General features: G+C 60.6%; 1 protein-coding gene. It reads right to left on the bottom strand.

The features are described 5' to 3' along the window. Positions 1-279 (bottom strand): hypothetical protein (locus ACW9IB_RS29535; RefSeq protein WP_457416865.1); only part of this gene is annotated, 279 nt, incomplete at both ends.

Here is a 279-nt window from a genome sequence, read left to right as displayed (position 1 = left end):
CGTCGTAGCGATAAACCTCGCTTTCGCCGACGGCGTTGGTCGCCGAGATCAGTCGGCCAAGGTCGTCATAGCTATAGGAAACCAGTGTCTGCTCGGTGATCCACTCAAATTCCCCCGGCCCCTCGGCCCGCTGAACCTGGTAGTCCACCGCCACGATGCGCTCCGACGCATAACGCAAAAACAGCGAGCGCCCGACAGCATTGTCCAACCGCTCAATGCGCCCTAGCCCATCGCGGAAAACCCGCAGCCGGTTGTCATACGCATCGCTGATCGCTGTCA

The organism is Pseudomonas sp. SDO524_S393 (genome assembly GCF_054071875.1).
Note: the sequence above shows the minus strand (reverse complement) of the source record. Positions and strands in the feature narration are given on the sequence as shown.